Annotated in this window: 12 protein-coding genes; 6 read left to right on the plus strand and 6 right to left on the minus strand. The window is 66.7% G+C overall.

The genetic code is table 11. The features are described 5' to 3' along the window. Positions 1-319: endonuclease domain-containing protein (locus tag LH128_RS17220; RefSeq protein ID WP_008829200.1), on the minus strand; the 319-nt coding region annotated here is incomplete at its 3' end. 113 nt (positions 320-432) lie between these two features. After that, positions 433-2,079, minus strand: coding sequence for an electron transfer flavoprotein-ubiquinone oxidoreductase (locus LH128_RS17225; RefSeq protein WP_008830945.1), 1,647 nt, complete (start codon positions 2,077-2,079; stop codon positions 433-435). A gap of 91 nt (positions 2,080-2,170) precedes the next feature. On the opposite strand from LH128_RS17225, the gene LH128_RS17230 reads away from it, so the two are divergent. From LH128_RS17230 to moaB, 3 genes are read left to right on the plus strand one after another with little or no spacing between them, the layout of a single operon-like run. Next, positions 2,171-2,917, plus strand: coding sequence for a uracil-DNA glycosylase family protein (locus LH128_RS17230; RefSeq protein ID WP_051211512.1), 747 nt, complete (start codon positions 2,171-2,173; stop codon positions 2,915-2,917). 59 nt (positions 2,918-2,976) lie between these two features. Next, complete coding sequence (locus tag LH128_RS17235; RefSeq protein ID WP_236727275.1) at positions 2,977-4,764, plus strand: lytic transglycosylase domain-containing protein; 1,788 nt, start codon at positions 2,977-2,979, stop codon at positions 4,762-4,764. After that, on the plus strand, positions 4,748-5,275 hold the full coding sequence (moaB, locus tag LH128_RS17240) for a molybdenum cofactor biosynthesis protein B (protein ID WP_008830948.1): 528 nt from the start codon (positions 4,748-4,750) through the stop codon (positions 5,273-5,275). Before LH128_RS17235 ends, moaB begins: the two co-directional genes overlap by 17 nt. 27 nt (positions 5,276-5,302) lie before the next feature. Here moaB and LH128_RS17245 read toward each other — a convergent pair whose 3' ends face one another. Further along, the gene (locus LH128_RS17245) at positions 5,303-6,151 is read right to left on the minus strand and encodes an arylamine N-acetyltransferase family protein (RefSeq protein ID WP_008830949.1); all 849 of its coding nucleotides are present in this window, start codon (positions 6,149-6,151) and stop codon (positions 5,303-5,305) included. Between the two features lie 154 nt (positions 6,152-6,305). Between LH128_RS17245 and LH128_RS17250 the strand changes: the two genes are divergently transcribed. Continuing rightward, positions 6,306-7,532 carry a glycosyltransferase family 87 protein gene (locus LH128_RS17250; protein WP_008830950.1) on the plus strand — a complete coding sequence of 409 codons (1,227 nt, stop codon included), beginning with the start codon at positions 6,306-6,308 and terminating at the stop codon, positions 7,530-7,532. A gap of 33 nt (positions 7,533-7,565) precedes the next feature. Further along, positions 7,566-9,554 (plus strand): 4-alpha-glucanotransferase, encoded by a 1,989-nt coding sequence (malQ, locus tag LH128_RS17255; RefSeq protein ID WP_008830951.1) that lies wholly within the window; start codon positions 7,566-7,568, stop codon positions 9,552-9,554. Here malQ and LH128_RS17260 read toward each other — a convergent pair. The 3 genes from LH128_RS17260 to LH128_RS17270 all read right to left on the minus strand — a co-directional run bounded on the left by LH128_RS17260 (position 9,551) and on the right by LH128_RS17270 (position 13,922). Beyond that, positions 9,551-10,717, minus strand: coding sequence for an alpha-hydroxy acid oxidase (locus tag LH128_RS17260; protein ID WP_008830952.1), 1,167 nt, complete (start codon positions 10,715-10,717; stop codon positions 9,551-9,553). The two genes, malQ and LH128_RS17260, sit on opposite strands and share 4 nt — an antisense overlap. After that, positions 10,717-12,021, minus strand: coding sequence for an NtaA/DmoA family FMN-dependent monooxygenase (locus LH128_RS17265; protein WP_008830953.1), 1,305 nt, complete (start codon positions 12,019-12,021; stop codon positions 10,717-10,719). Before LH128_RS17265 ends, LH128_RS17260 begins: the two co-directional genes overlap by 1 nt. A gap of 266 nt (positions 12,022-12,287) precedes the next feature. Then, positions 12,288-13,922 (minus strand): alpha-D-glucose phosphate-specific phosphoglucomutase, encoded by a 1,635-nt coding sequence (locus LH128_RS17270; protein ID WP_008830954.1) that lies wholly within the window; start codon positions 13,920-13,922, stop codon positions 12,288-12,290. 218 nt (positions 13,923-14,140) lie between these two features. Here LH128_RS17270 and LH128_RS17275 point away from each other — a divergent pair, with 218 nt between their 5' ends. Then, positions 14,141-15,121 carry a sensor domain-containing diguanylate cyclase gene (locus LH128_RS17275; RefSeq protein ID WP_008830955.1) on the plus strand — a complete coding sequence of 327 codons (981 nt, stop codon included), beginning with the start codon at positions 14,141-14,143 and terminating at the stop codon, positions 15,119-15,121. The last annotated feature ends 1 nt before the right edge of the window (position 15,122 follow it).

A 15,122-nucleotide genomic window follows, 5' to 3' on the forward strand; every position in this document is an offset into this window, starting at 1 on the left:
CCGCCACGTTCACGTCCTCCAGCACGACCTTCGCGGTAACCCGCAGCGTCGCCACTCCTTGCGAGCGCAGGAAGTGCGAGCGGGCCGCGTCCCGGTCTGCTGCGCGCATAGAGTCGTGCGCGAAACCGTCAACCTCGATGGCGAGCGAAGCAGCGGCGCAGTAGAAATCGAGGATGAAGTTTCCCGCCGGATGCTGGCGGCGGAGCTTGAAGTCTGCCGGGCGCTTGCGCAGTTCACGCCAGAGCAGGACTTCGGGCAGTGCCATCTCGCTGCGCAGCTTGCGGGCGAGTTTTACGCTGCGGCGCGGGCCGGTGATCATGCGCGAAGGTTATCGGGGCGGCGGCAGAGTGGCGCGTTAAATTCGCGTCACGTAAGCCGCCTGTGCCCCTCCACCATGCTTCGCATGGTCCCCCTCCCCGTTTCGGGGAGGATTTACATGTTCGGATAGTTCGGGCCGCCGCCGCCTTCGGGCGTCACCCATTCGATGTTCTGCGTCGGATCCTTGATGTCGCAGGTCTTGCAGTGGACGCAGTTCTGCGCGTTGATCTGCAGCTTGGGACCATCGCCCGCATCGAGGAACTCGTAGACCCCCGCCGGGCAGTAACGCGCCTCAGGCCCCGCATAGACCGGCAGGTTCACTGCGGTCGGGATGCTGGGATCCTTCAGCTTGAGGTGGACCGGCTGGTCTTCCTCGTGGTTGGTGAAGGAGTACGAAACGCTGGTCAGGCGATCGAAGCTGATGACGCCGTCCGGCTTGGGGTAGGCGATCGGCTTGTACAGGTCCGCGCGCTGGGTTTCCGACGCATCGGTGTGATGCTTCATCGGCTTGGCGAGGCCGAAGCCGAACAGCGTGCGCAGCCACATGTCGGCGCCGGCCAGGATCGTTCCCAGCTCGCCGCCCCACTTCGCCACCATCGGCTCGGCGTTCTGGACGAGCTTGAGTTCCTTGGCGATCCAGCTTTCGCGAACGGCGGTATCGTATTCCTGCAGGGTGTCCTGCTCACGGCCCGCCTTGATGGCGGCGGCGATCGATTCGGCGGCGAGCATGCCGCTCTTCATCGCGGTGTGGGTGCCCTTGATGCGCGGCACGTTGACGAAGCCCGCCGAACAGCCCGCCAGCACGCCGCCGGGAAACGCCAGTTGCGGCACCGACTGCCAGCCACCCTCGTTGATCGCACGCGCACCGTAAGCGACGCGCTTGCCGCCTTCCAGGATCGCGCGGATTTCCGGGTGCTGCTTCCAGCGCTGGAATTCCTCGAACGGGTAGATGTACGGGTTCTTGTAATCGAGCGCCGTCACGAAGCCGAGCGCCACCTGGTTGTTGGCCTGATGATAGAGGAAGCCGCCGCCCCAGGCGTCGTTCTCGCTCATCGGCCAGCCCTGGGTGTGGATCACGCGGCCGGGGACGTGCTTGTCCGCCGGGATGTCCCACAGTTCCTTGATGCCGATGCCGTAGATCTGCGGCTCGCAATTGGCTTCGAGGTCGTACTTGGCCTTGAGGCGCTTGGTCAGGTGGCCGCGCGCGCCTTCGCAGAACACGGTGTACTTGCCGAGCAGATTCATGCCCGGCTGGAAGTCGCCCTTGGGATTGCCTTCGCGATCGACGCCCATATCGCCGGTCTGCACGCCGATCACGGCGCCCGCATCGTCATAAAGGATCTCGGCGGCGGGGAAGCCCGGGAAGATCTCGATCTCCAGCGCCTCGGCCTGTTCGGCCAGCCAGCGGCACAAGTTGCCCAGCGAGCCGGTGTAGTTGCCCTTGTTCGACATGAAGGGCGGCTGGATGATATGCGGAAGGGCAAACTTGCCCTTCTTCGTCAGGTGCCAGTGCCAGTTGTCGGTGACCGGGGTTTCGGCCAGCGGGCAGCCGTCTTCGCGCCAGGTCGGCAGCAGTTCGTCGAGCGCCTTGGGGTCGATCGTCGCGCCCGAAAGGATGTGCGCGCCGATCTCCGAGCCCTTCTCCAGCACGCAGACCTGCAGTTCCGGGTCCACCTGCTTGAGGCGGATCGCGGTCGCCAGACCGGCAGGTCCACCGCCGACGACGACAACGTCGTAAGGCATCTCTTCGCGTTCGATCATGGTAGCCCCGTGCATTCTTTTCGTGTTTAGTCGAGCGATTAAATTCACGAATGCCTTGATTGCTCCCGCGCATAAGGTCAAGACCCGCGCGATGGATCAACCGCCAAATCCGCAATTTCTGGACGATATCACAGGTGCGCTCGACTGGTGGCGGGACGCAGGGGTGGACTGCGACTTTCTCGACGAGCCGGTCGAATGGCTCGCCCCGCCCGAACTGGAAGGCGCCCCGCCGCCGCGCCGCCGCCCCGATCCGAAGCCCGATCCGGATGCCCCGCCGCCGCCCGCCAAGCTCGATCCCGCCAGCCTGCCCGCCGACCTCGCGGCTTTCGCACCGTGGTGGCTGAGCGAACCGCTGCTGTGCGAAGGCGGCCCCGCCGCGCGCGTCGCGCCGCAGGGCAAGGCCGGTGCCGAACTGATGATCGTTGTCGAGGAACCCGAGGCCGAGGACAGCGAAACGCTGCTCTCCGGCCAACATGGCAAGCTGCTGGACGCCATCCTTACCGCGTTCGGCACGAGCCGCGACGACGTTTACCTTGCCAGCGCCCTGCCCCGCCACACACCGGGCGCAGATTGGGCCGCGATGAGCGAGCGCGGAATCGGGCAGGTTCTGCGGCATCACGTCGCTCTGGTGGCTCCAAAAAGGCTGTTTGTCCTTGGTGGAAACGTCCTGCCGCTAATCGGCCACGAATCGCCGCATCGTCCTGCCATGTTAAGGACTTTCGATCATGAAGGGGGATCGATACCCCTGCTCGCCTCCTGGGCGCTGCCTGCCTTGCTCGCGCAGCCGCGTGCAAAGCCGGTGCTCTGGAGGGCCTGGCTGGATTGGACCGCGTCCTGAGAGATGCGGCCATCGGTCAGCCGGAGCAGGCGAATCGCACAGGATCGCGGGGAATACCTTTGAAACGATTTATCAGGGCCGGACTGTTTGCGGGCGCGTGTATCGCCGCCTGCGCATCGGCAGCACCGGCCTTCGCCAACAGCGCTGCTGTGGACTACTTCCGCACCCGCGCCGACCGTACCGCCGTCCCTTCGCTGCTCAGCCAGGACGATCGAACCTATTACAAGTCGATGTTCGACGCGATCGACGCGAAGGACTGGGCCACCGTCCAGAAGATGCTGGCCGACCGCCCCGATGGCCCGCTACACCAGCAGGCCCGCGCAGAATACTACCTCGCGTCCGGATCGCCCAAGATCCAGCTGAACGACCTGCAGACATGGCTTTCGCAGGGCACCGAACTGCCCGGCGCCGACCAGATCAGCCGCCTCGCGCTCAAGCGCGGCGCCGTCGGCCTCCCCTCGCTCCCAGCCGAACAGAGCTTCGCGCGCCTGCCGACCATCGCCAAGCGGGTTCGCCCCTCCTCGATCGACGACGGCACGATGCCCGCCGGGATCGCGAACGGCATCAACGACCGCATCAAGAACGACGATCCGATGGGCGCGCGCCTGCTGCTCGACGGGATCGACGCCAACCTCTCGCCCTCCTCGCAGGCCGAGTGGCGCCAGAAGGTGGCGTGGAGCTTCTACATCGAGAACCAGGATGCCAATGCATACCAGATGGCGCAGATCGCCGCGCTGGGGCAAGGCCCGTGGGTGGGCGAGGCATGGTGGACTGCCGGGCTCGCCGCATGGCGTCTGGGCGACTGCGACGGTGCTGCCGATGCTTTCGCCAAGGCCGCACGCTCGTCCGACAATGCCGAACTGACCGCCGCCTCGCATTACTGGAACAGCCGATCGCTGGTGCGCTGCCGCAAGCCCGAGCAGGCGAGCGCCGCGCTGCGCCTTGCCGCCGCGCGCGACGAGACGCTATACGGGATGCTGGCCGCCGAGCAGCTCGGCCTCAAGCTGCCCGAGCAGCACGCCGCCGCTGACTTTACGCAGGCCGACTGGCAGGCCCTGCGCGCCAGCCCCAATGTCCGCACCGCCGTCGAACTGGCGGAGATCGGCAAGGACGGCCTTGCCGACGAAGTGCTGCGCCATCAGGCCCGCATCGGCGATGCCTCGCAATATGCCCCGCTGACCCGCCTCGCGCGCGATCTCGGCCTGCCCGGCACCCAGCTGTGGATGGCCTACAACGCGCCGTACGGCGGCAAGCCCGAACCCGCGACGCGCTTCCCCACGCCCAAATGGACCCCCGTGGGCGGCTGGAAGGTCGATCCCGCGCTGGTCTACGCGCATACGCTGCAAGAATCGGTATTCCGCGCGGGAGCCGTCAGCCCCGCTGGCGCGCGCGGCCTGATGCAGATCATGCCCGCCGCCGCGCAGGATCACGCCGGATCTCTGGGCTACAACGGCAATGCTTCCGATCTCAACAAACCCGAGGTCAACCTCGCCTTCGGCCAGCGCCACCTCGAAACGCTGAAAAACGATCCGGGCACGCAGGGCCTGCTGCCCAAGGTCATGGCCGCCTACAACGCCGGGCCGGTGCCGGTGCGCCGCTGGGCGACCGAAGTGAACTGCCAGGGCGACCCGCTGCTGTGGATCGAATCGCTGCCCTATTGGGAAACGCGCGGCTACGTGAACATTGTGATGCGCAATTACTGGATGTACGAGCGTCAGGCGGGCGGCGCTTCGGAGAGCCGCATGGAACTGGTGCAGGGCATGTGGCCGACCTTCCCCGGCCTCGCTGGATCGGAAGGCGTGCGGATGAACCCCAATGGAGCGATCGTGCGTGGCCATCGACCCTGAGCGTATTTTCAAGCCGATCAATATCGCCCTGCTGACCGTTTCCGATACCCGTACCGCCGAAAACGACACCTCCGGCGACATCCTTGCCGCACGCATCGTCGGCGCGGGCCACGCGCTGACCCGCCGCGCGATCGAGCGCGACGATGCGCAGGGAATCGCGGCGCTGCTGAACACATGGATCGACGACCCGGAGGTCGATGCGATCATCTCCACCGGCGGCACCGGCCTGACGGGCCGCGACGTGACCCCTGAGGCGCTCGGCAAATTGGGCGGGCGCGAAATCCCCGGCTTCGGCGAGCTGTTCCGCTGGCTCAGCTACAAGACCATCGGCACGTCCACCGTGCAGAGCCGCGCGATGGCGGTCGTGGCGCGCGGCACCTACCTGTTCGCCCTGCCCGGTTCGAACGGTGCGGTGAAGGACGGCTGGGACGGCATTCTCGCCGAGCAACTCGACAGCCGCAACCGCCCCTGCAACTTCGTCGAACTGATGCCGCGCCTGCTGGAAAGCTAGAGGGCGCTCGGCCAGAGCCGAACTGCATCAGTTGAACAAGGGAAGTCTCGCAGCTTCCTTCTCGCTCAGCGCAATACCGAAGAGTTCGCGCAAGGCCACCGCGTAGTCGGCGGCGTCGATGATCTCGCGCGTATCCGTCGTCCCGCCGCGATGGACGCGCAAAGTCCGCTCGCTCAGCGCCGCGAAACCGTCAGGCAGTACCACGCTCGCGACGTGCAGCGTGGTGAATCGCGTGCCGGGCCGGGTGGAAGTCCAGTGGTTGGCCATCTCCAGGTCGTCCGAAACCACTTCGGCAAGGTCGAAAACATACTGCGGCTGCCATTCGCCGTGCGGTGCCGGGCGGCCGTCGGTCGCCTCGACCGGCCCGGCGCGTTCGAGCAGCCATTCGCCGCCCTCTGCCCCTATCGTCCCGATCCGCCGCAAGCGGTGCGCCGCGCCGTCGCTCGTCTGCGCCTCGGCGCCGTCCTCCAGCGGGAGAGGCGGCACGAAGCTGCCTCCAAACCCCGCATCGGCGATCCACGCCCGCCCCGGCTCGGCCCGGACGAGCAGTAGCACATGCGTACGCGGCGGCAGAGGCGCATCTTCGGCCAGCCCCATGCGCACGCGCGCAAGAAGCGGCCGGTTCACCATGCCCAGAGCCATCAGCGCATCGCCATAGAGCCGGTTCTGCTCGAAACAGTAGCCACCGCGCCGCTGCACCACGAGCTTGTCGAACACGCTGCCGGAATCGATGCGAATGCCGTTCCCTAGCGGAATATCGAGGTTCTCGAAGCCGATCGCCTGCCGATGCGCGCGCTGCATCGCGGCGAGTCCTTCCGGATCCGCCGAAGGTACGTGGGCAAGGCCGATGCGAGCGAGGTAGCGATCGATATCCATGGCGCCGCCCTACCCGCTCTCGCCGGACGTGGGCAAGCCTGTGGATAAAGGCGGGATACCATACTCAGAACCTGAGGATGAAGCGGGACAAGTTCTCTTCACCTCGACGTAACCACCCGTCGCTATTCCGCTTTCAGACCATGGAGGAGGTGACGTGAACGAGACCGGCGCAACATTGCCCGCCCGATGGCTCCCCCTCGGGCTGATCGCGCTGAGCGGACTGCTTATCGCCCATCACGTGATGGAGTTCGTCGCGGTGCTGCGCGAAGGTGCCGGCAAGGCGGCCCTGACGCTTGATTTCCGAACCTACATGTGCGGCGCGGCCAACCTCTCGACACCTTATGACATCTGCCACAACGGCGAGTTCGTCAGCGGCTTCGTCTATCCGCCACCCTCGCTGGTCTACTTCAACCTGCTCTCACGCCTGCCGATCGACACGGCGTTCCTCATCCACACCGCGCTGTGTCTCACGGTACTGGCGATGGCCGCGTGGATGGCGGTGCGGCTGGCTGGCGGCCCGCGTCTTGCCATTGCAGCCGCGCTTCTCGGCGCGCTGGCGATCGCCCCGATCGGGACTTCGCTGGCGGCGGGGCAAGTCAACATCCTGCTGATGGGGGCGGCAGTCGCGGGCATGTACTGCGCCGCGCGCGGACGTGCCTCAGGCGCAGGTATCGCCATCGCCCTGGGGTTCTGGCTCAAGATCTACCCCGGCCTCGTCCCTGCGCTGTTCCTGACGCCGCGCAAGTGGCGCGCCGCCCTCGCCACCGTGATCGCCAGCGCGGCAATCGCCTTGCTGGGGCTGCTCTGGGCCGCGCCGGGGCTCTACGCGCAGTATTTCCTGGAACTCCTGCCTCATGCGCAGGGCTACACGATGCCCGGTGTTGCGCAGTCGCTGGCCGGCATCGCCACGCATATCGAAGCGGGCGGAGGACAGCCGGTGCTGCATTTCGTACCGATCCCTCAGACCATTCAGCTTGCCTCCAAGGCGCTGCTGGCCTTCGGCATCCTTGCGGCCATGGCGCATCAAGCGATCACGCGCGAAAGCCGTCCGCTGGACAGCCTGAACCTGCTGCTCTGCGCCTCGCTGGTCGCTGCGCCCAATGCCTGGGGCTATCACTATGCGCTGATCTTCCCGGTGATCCTCGCCGCCGTCGCGCAGACGCTGGGCAACCCTAACCCGCTGCGCACACCGATGGTGCTCGCCTGCTGGATGGCGCTGGTGATCCCGGCTTGGACCGACCCGCCGCACCTGCTGGCACAATACCCGATCCTTAACGTTCCCTTCCGTGGCCGCTACGCCCTCGTCGCGGTCGTGCTGGCGGCGCTGATCGCATGGGACGCGCGCAAAGGCGAGATTGCCGCCGCCCCGCGCAGGCGCTAGCCTTCGCCCCATCAGCGAGGAGCCTCCCGACGGATGCAGGAATTGCACGCACTTGCCGAAGCGATCGGACTGCAGCGTATCTGGTGGGACGTCGACGGCAGGGAGCAGGTCGTAACCGACGCCTCGCTGCGCACGATAGCCCTGGCGCTCGGCTTCCCGGCGGCAACGCCCGAGCAGATCGCCGCTAGCCTCGCTCGGGTCGAAGCCGAGATGACAGCACCTCCGGCGATGATCGTCACCGACGTCGGCAAGGAAACGTCGTTGCCGACAAGCCTCGCCGGTGCTCAACTCACCCTGCCGGACGGCTCGACGCAGCCTCTGGACACCGCGCGCTGGACGCTTCCCGCGATCGACACGCCGGGCTACTACCCGCTGACCGTGAACGGCCATGCCCTGACGCTGGCGGTCGCGCCGACGTCGTGCCCGACGGTCGCATCGCTGGGCAAGGGACGCATATGGGGTCCAGCCATCCAGATCCCGGCCCTGCGCGGCAAGCAGCCCCGTGCTTTCGGCACGTTTGGGGAACTGGCCGAAGCCGCCGAAGTCTTCGCCGCACGCGGGGCCGACGCCATCGCGATCAACCCGGTCCATGCACTGTTCGCAGGCTACGGGCACGATTTCAGCCCCTATTCGCCCTCGAGCCGCCTCTATCTGAACGGTGCCATGGGTGATCCCGCGCTGCTGGGGCTACCGCCGCTGCCCGACGATGCCGGTGGCGACGGCCCGTTGATCGACTGGGAAGCGGCGCTGCCCGCCCGCCTCGCCCGGATGCGTGCGGCTTTTGCCGGTCTCGACGCGCCGACCCGCGAGCGGATCGCTCACGACAACGCGCCGCATGGCGAGGGCCTGCGGCGACAGGCGCTCTACGATGCGCTCGACGTGCATTTCCGCAGCAAGGGCGCGAAAGGCTGGAAGGACTGGCCGCCCGCATTCCACGATCCCGACGGCGAGGCCGTGGCCGTTTTCGCCCGAGACAACGCGGCCGAAGTGGAATTCCACCTCTTCACCCAGTGGCTTGCGCGCGAGAGCCTTCGCGAAGTCCAGCGCCGCGCCCAGGCTGCGGGCATGGCGGTGGGATTGCTGGCGGACCTTGCTGTCGGCGTCCATACCGGCGGCGCGGATGCCTGGTCCATGGGCGACACCTTGCTGCAGGGCCTGACGATCGGCGCGCCGCCCGATCCGCTCGGGCCGCTGGGGCAGAACTGGATGCTCACCGGCTTCTCGCCGCGCGGGCTGGCGCGCAGCGGCTATGCGCCGTGGATCGCGACGATCCGCGCCGCGCTTTCCACGGCTGGCGCGCTGCGCATCGACCACGCGTTCGGTCTCGCCCGGCTATGGGTCGTGCCGGAAGGTCAGCCGTCCAGCGCGGGGGCCTACCTGCATTACCCCTTCGCCGACCTCATCCGCCTCGTCGCGCTGGAGGCGCATCTGGCGGGCGCACTCATCGTCGCGGAGGATCTGGGTACGATGCCGCATGGCTTCGGCTCGGCAATCACCGAGCGCGGGATGCTGGGCATGCGCGTCCTGTGGTTCGAACGCGCGGCCGACGACGGCTTCATCGGCGCGGCGGACTACGATGCGCAGGCCGCCGCGATGACCGGCACGCATGATACGCCCACGGTCGCAGGTTGGTGGGGCGGGCGCGATCTGCAATGGGCGCAGCGCCTCGGCCGCCTGCCCGAAGGCACCACCATGGATGAAGCCGAAGCCCGTCGCGCGTGGGATCGCGGGTTGCTCTGGGCCTCGCTGACCCGCGACGCCGCGCCGCGCCCTGCCCCGGACGATCCCGCTCCCGTGGTGGAGGCCGCCTTGCGCCATATCGGCAGCACCCCTTGCGGCCTTGCGATCGCGCCGCTGGAGGACCTTCTGGCGGAACCCGAACAGCCGAACCTGCCCGGCACCATCACCGAGCACCCCAACTGGCGACGCCGCCTGAACGCGCCGCTGTCGGAACTGCTGCAGGACCCGGCGACAGCCGCGCGGGTTCAGGCACTAGACGATGCCCGCAAGGGGGTAGCCTAACCCCTGAACGTTCCTGGCATCAGGTAACTGCGGTCCAGTTCCTCCAGCCGGGTCACGCCGACCATCGCCATCGCCACGTCGATCTCATTGGCAAGCAGGTCGATCGCGTGGCGCGCGCCGTGCTCTCCCCCCGCCGCGCAGCCATAGAGCGTCGCGCGGCCCACCAGCACCGCCTTCGCGCCGATCGCCAGCGCCTTGATCACGTCCGCCCCGCGCCGCACGCCGCTGTCGAACAGGATGGTGGTGCGATCTCCCACGGCATCGACGATCCCCGCCAGCACGTCGATGGCAGGAGGCGAGCTGTCAAAATTGCGCCCGCCATGGTTCGACACCGCAATGCCGTCCACGCCGTGATCGAGCGCGATGCGGGCATCCTCGGCACTGAGCACACCCTTCACGACCAGCTTGCCCGGCCAGCGGCGGCGCAATTCGGCAACGTCGCGCCAGCAAACCGAAGCGGAATTCGCCACACGGCTGACAGTGCCGGTCAGCTTGCCGCCGACCTCGCGCGGATAATTGGCGAACTGCGGCAACCCGCCTTCGAGATAGTAACGGCAGATCACCGAGGCGAACCACGAAGGCCGCTTCAGGAAATCCGATACCAGCGTCGCATTCGGGCGGATCGGATTGGACATACCCGCGCGCTTGTTGAATTCGCGCAGCGGCCACATCGGCGTGTCGACCGTCAGCACCAGAACTTCCGCGCCGTTCTCTCGCGCGGTATCGACCACCTGCCAGGACAGGTCGCGCCGCTCCCAGAGGTACATCTGCATCCAGTGCCCGGCGGTGGCGCACTTCGCTATCTCGGCAAAGCTGGTCGTCGAGCTTGTGGTCTGGGTAAAGGGTATGCCCGCCGAGGCCGCCGCGCGCGCAATCGCTCGCTCGCCCCGGTGCCAGAGCAGATCGGATACACCCGTCGGCGCGATCACCAAAGGCAGCGGCTGACGGCGGCCAAAAAGCTCGATCCCGGCGGAGCGTTCAGCCACGTCGCGCAATGTCCGTGGCAGAAACTGCACCGCCTGCAACGCGGCAACGTTGCGCTGGATCAGCAGGTCGTCCTCGGTCCCGCGCTCGATGAACTCCCAGATTGCGCGCGGCAGGCGGCGCTTCGCCAGTGCCCGAACTTGCGCGATATTGTGGGCCTTCTTCGCAATCCCACCCATTACAGTCCCAGGTTTTCGCGGAATGTCGTGCCTTCGTATTCGGTCCGGTAGACGCCATTCTTCTGGAGGATCGGCACGACCTGATCGACGAAATCGGTGACCGAACTGGCCATCACCGTCGGCGTCACGTTGTAGCCGTAGCAGCCGGTTTCGCGCCAGATGCGCTCCATTTCGGCGGCAACCTGCTCGGGCGTGCCGACGATCTGCGGCTTGCCTACCGCGAGACCCCAGCGGATCGCGACTTCGCGCAAGGTCAGGGGCTTATCGCCCTCGATGTTGGCGAAGGCCTTCATCAGTCCCTGCGATGCCTGCGTCTCGATCTCGGCGAGCGGCTGGTCGAGGTCCATCCCGGCGAAATCCACGCCCATCGTGCCGGAGAGCCGCGCGAGGCAGCCGTCGATCGGCAGCTTTTCGACAAGGTCCGCCAGCTTGCGCTTCGCTTCCTCCTCAGTGCCGCCTACGATAGGCTGAATGCCGAAGCTGACGCCGGGCGTCGCCTTGCCCGCAGCCTGCGCGGCCTCGGCCAGATTGGTCATGAAGCGCTTCATCCCCGCGACATTGGGCTGGATCGAGAAGACGACGTCGGCGTGGCTGACCGCGAACTGCTGCCCGCGCCCGGAACTGCCTGCCTGGAACAGCACCGGGTGCCCCTGCGGCGAAGGCGGCACCGGCGCGACAGTCTGGCAGGAGAAGAACTCGCCCGCGTGGTCGATGAATTCCACCTTCGCGGGGTCGGCGAACAGCCCCGCCTCCCGGTCGGCAAGGATCGCGCCCGGCTTCACCGAGTTCCACAGCTTGTAGCAGACCTCCATGTATTCGTCGGCGCGGTCGTAGCGGCGATCGTGGTCCAGTTGCTGCAGGCCAAGCGCCCGATGCTCGCCGCGCAAGTGGCCGGTGACGATGTTCCAGCCGATCCGCCCGCCGGAGAGGTAATCGAGGGTGCCCAGTTGCCGCACGATGGTCCATGGCTGATAGGCGCTGGTCGACATCGTCGTCGCCAGCCCCAGGTGCGTGGTCACCGCCGCGAGGGCCGAGAGCAGCACCACCGGGTCGAGCGAAGGCCAGCATACGCCGTACTTCACCGCATCCTCGTGGCTGTCGCGGTAGCGGTCGAAGACGCCTGGCGTGTCGGCGAAGAACATGCCGTCGAAGCGACCGCGCTCCAGCGTCCGCGCAAGGTCCTGCCACGCCGCGAGGTCATGCAGCGCGTCAAGCCGGTTGTCGCCCGGCTGCGCCCAGCTCAGCACGGTGTGATTGATGGGCGAATTGATCAGGAAGCTGACCAGATGGATATGCTTGCTCATGCGGGGTGCCTCTCCTCCCCCGGTGATGAAGGGGGTAGAGAGCGTCCGCAAGAACAATGTATACACTAGTGGACGTAGACCTTCAGGAAATCGGCGATATTCAGCCAATTCGTGAGATCATCATATCCAATTCATCGCCTGAGCGTATCGTCGCCCCGGACTTGATCCGGGACCGCTGGCCATGAACAGCCTACTTTCAAGCGCGCCTCCAAGGTATGCCTAAAGACAGCCACCGGTCCCGGATCAAGTCCGGGACGACGTATGTGTCAGGTAATCACATCCGGCGCCATCCGCCCCGTATGCGCCGCAATCCCGGCGATCGCTTCGGCAGCGGCGATCTGGTGCTCCAGCATCACCGAAGTCTCCGCGTCGAGATCGCCAAAGCGCGGCTCGTAACGTTCGAGGTACACGCGCAAGGTCGCGCCCTGCGTGCCGGTGCCGGAAAGGCGGAAGACGATGCGGCTGCCGTCCTCGAACAGCACGCGGATGCCCTGGTTCGCACTGACCGAACCATCGACGGGATCGGTATAAGAGAAGCTGTCCGCATGGCTGACCGTCAACGGCCCGAAAACAGCGCCCGGCAGCGTATCCAATTGCGCCTTGAGCCCCTCCATCAGCGCATTCGCGCCCTCGGTGGCGATGCCCTCGAAGTCGTGGCGCGCGTAGTAGTTGCGACCGTAACGCGCCCAGTGCTCCCGCGCGAGATCGTCCACGCTGATGCCGCGCACCGCAAGGATGTTGAGCCAGAGCAGAACGGCCCAGAGCCCGTCCTTCTCGCGCACGTGGTCGGAGCCGGTGCCCGCGCTTTCCTCGCCGCAGATCGTGACCTTGCCTGCGTCGAGCAGGTTGCCGAAGAACTTCCAGCCAGTCGGCGTCTCGAAGACCGGCACGCCCAGCCCTTCGGCCACGCGGTCCGCCGCGCCGCTGGTCGGCATCGAACGGGCGATGCCCGCCAGCCGCCCGCGATAAGCCGGGGCGATCTCGATGTTGGCCGCCAGCATCGCCAGCGAGTCCGAAGGCGTGATGAAGCGTCCGCGCCCGATGATGAGGTTGCGATCCCCGTCCCCATCCGACGCCGCGCCGAGATCGGGTGCATCCTCGGACATCATCAGGTCGTAGAGGTCCTTGGCATGGATCAGGTTGGGGTCGGGATGATGCCCGCCGAAGTCCTCGAGCGGTACGCCGTTGACGACGGTGCCGGGCGCAAAGCCGAGGCGGCGCTCCAGGATCTCGACCGCATAGGGCCCAGTCACCGCGCTCATCGAATCCATGCGCATCGTGAAGCCCGAGGCGACGATCTTGCGGATCGCGTCGAAGTCGAACAGTTCCTCCATGAGATCGGCGTAGTCGGCAACCGGGTCGAGCACCTGCACGGTCATACCGCCCACCTGTACTTCGCCGATGGCGTCGAGGTCGATGTCGGGCGCCTCCACCGTCAGCCAGCGATCGATCGTCTTCGTGCGATCCAGCACCGCGCCGGTGACGTTCTCGGGCGCGGGGCCGCCATTGGCGATGTTGTACTTGATGCCGAAGTCCTCGTCCGGCCCCCCGGGGTTGTGGCTGGCCGAGAGCACCAGCCCGCCGCTGGCGCCGTACTTGCGGATCACATGGCTCGCGGCCGGGGTGGAGAGGATGCCGCCCTGCCCCACCAGCACGCGGGCATAACCGTTGGCGGCCGCCATGCGGATCGCCTGCTGGATCACCGTGCGGTTGTGGTAGCGTCCGTCACCACCTATCACCAGCACCGCGCCGGGCTGCGGCTCGACGACGTCGAATACCGACTGAATGAAGTTCTCGGCATAGCCCGGCTGCTGGAAGACCTTCACCTTCTTGCGCAGGCCCGAAGTGCCGGGCGCCTGACCGTCGAACGGGGTGGTCGAAACTGTGACGATCTGGGTCAAGGACGGGGTCTCCAATGATACGGCAACAGGCATGTGCGCAATAGGCGACACTTTCGTGTCAGGACGCGTATTGTCAAATGGTTGCTTGCTGCAATGCGGCAGGCGACGCAGGGTTGCAGTCGTTCCGAGTTCATTAACTATCGACTATGTAAATAGCCGAGGATCTAACCCTTGCCCCTGCGCCTAGGACCTCGGCGCGCCGCACGAGTACTTGCCGGATGCATGCCCAGACCGCCCTGGCCGACGAACCCGCCCGCCTCGCCGCCCTGCAACGCCTCGCCATTCTCGATACGCCGCGCGAAGAGGCGTTCGACAATGTCGTGAACCTCGTGCGCACGGTGCTGGGCGTGCCGATCTCCGCCGTCACGCTGGTGGACAAGGACCGCCAGTGGTTCAAGGCGATCGAGGGCATCGACGCCACCGAGACCCCGCGCAGCGAATCGTTCTGCGCCTACGCCATCCAGCAGCACGCCCCCTTGCTCATCCCCGACGCCACGCAGGACCCGCGCGTTGCCGACTACCCCGCAGTGCTGCAGGACCCGCACGTGCGCGCCTATGCGGGCGTGCCGCTTGTGACGTCCGACGGCTACAATGTCGGCGCACTGTGCGCGGTCGATACCAAGACCCGCGAATTCACCGACGGCGAACTCGACATCCTGCGCAACTTCGCCCGGATCGTCGTCAACGAGATGGAACTGCGCCGCATCGCCGAGCGCGACCAGTTGACCGGCGCCCTCACCCGGCGCGGCTTCATCGAGAAGGCGAACCAGGAGATCGCGCGGTGCCATCGCTACGGCCGCGCTGCTTCGCTGGTGCTGATCGACGTCGATCACTTCAAGTCCGTCAACGACACCTGGGGCCATCCCGCCGGAGACGCCGTCCTGCGCGATCTTGCCGCGACGCTGGGCGCGGCGGGCCGCTCCGCCGATGTGTTAGGCCGTCTCGGCGGAGAGGAATTCGCCATGATGCTGCCGGAAACCGGCGTGGGCGAAGCGCTTGCCGCCGCCGAACGGTTCCGCGCCGCGATCGAGGCGCGCCCTATCGTGGTCGCCCCGACGCGGACGATCGCAGTCACCGCCAGCTTCGGCATCGCTACGCTCGACCACAGCGTGACTGTCGCCGAGGAATGGATCGCCCGCGCCGATGGTCCGCTTTACGAGGCCAAGCGCGGGGGGCGTAATCGCTGCGTCGTCGCCTGAC

Source organism: Sphingomonas sp. LH128 (assembly GCF_000293195.2).
In the GTDB taxonomy this organism is placed as follows: domain Bacteria; phylum Pseudomonadota; class Alphaproteobacteria; order Sphingomonadales; family Sphingomonadaceae; genus Novosphingobium; species Novosphingobium resinovorum_A.